Raw genomic sequence first — 911 nt, 5'->3', positions numbered from 1 at the left:
AAGGTGTCATCCGCCAAGAAAAGCTGGAGACCAGCCAGCTTGCTGTGGATACCCATGGCTACACCGACTTTGCCATGTCACATGCCCGTTTGCTTGGTTTTGATCTTTGCCCGCGGTTGAAGGAACTCAAACAGCGCCACCTCTTTGTGCCACGCGGCACCAAAGTGCCCGCAGAAATCGCTGCGGTGTGCGAAGCCAATGTCGACGTCGCTTTGATCGAAAAGCATTGGGATAGTCTGGTGCACCTGGCAGCCTCGGTCATGAGCGGACATGCCAGTGCGGTGGCAGCTCTTGCGCGGTTCGGTTCTGCCGCCCAGGGCGATCCAATCTATGAGGCTGGCGTGCAATTGGGGCGGTTGCTGCGTACGGCGTTTTTGGCTGACTACTTTGTCAAGGACGCTTTCAGGAACGAGTTGCGCCGGGTGCTCAATCGGGGCGAGGCTGTTAACGCCCTCAAGCGCGCCATTTATACCGGCCGGATCAGCCCGGCGCAGGCCAAACGTGTCGATGAAATGCAGGCTGTGGCCGATGCGTTGAGCCTGATGGCCAACATCGTGATGGCGTGGAATACCTCACAGATGCAGGCGGTCCTGGATCGCTGGTCGAACCGCCGCCAGGTCATTCCACCGGAACTGATCGGGAAGATTGCGCCCACCAGGCTGGAGAGCATCAACTTGCGGGGTGTGTTTCGCTTCCCGGTTGACCGCTATGCTGACCAAATCCTGCCTTCGCGGCCAAATGCATCGATAACTGGCACCAATGGATGAAACCGACCACGGTTTGACGCCACGAATCGCAGATTTGAAAGTGAACAGGAAAGTCAATGAAATCAACGATCTACCAACACCACCTCCGCGCCAGTGCTAGCTTTTCGTACCGTCACTTATTGCACTGAAAACGAGGAGACCCCC

General features: G+C 57.1%; 1 protein-coding gene. It reads left to right on the top strand.

Going from position 1 to position 911, the window contains the following annotated elements; genetic code table 11:
* On the top strand, nucleotides 1-767 hold a 767-nt coding region (locus KYG_RS00680; RefSeq protein ID WP_008902873.1), incomplete at its 5' end, for a Tn3 family transposase.
* Nucleotides 768-911: the final 144 nt, after the last annotated feature.

This window comes from Acidovorax sp. NO-1 (assembly GCF_000238595.1).
Taxonomy (GTDB): domain Bacteria; phylum Pseudomonadota; class Gammaproteobacteria; order Burkholderiales; family Burkholderiaceae_C; genus Acidovorax.
This window is presented reverse-complemented; position numbering and strand designations above follow the sequence as displayed.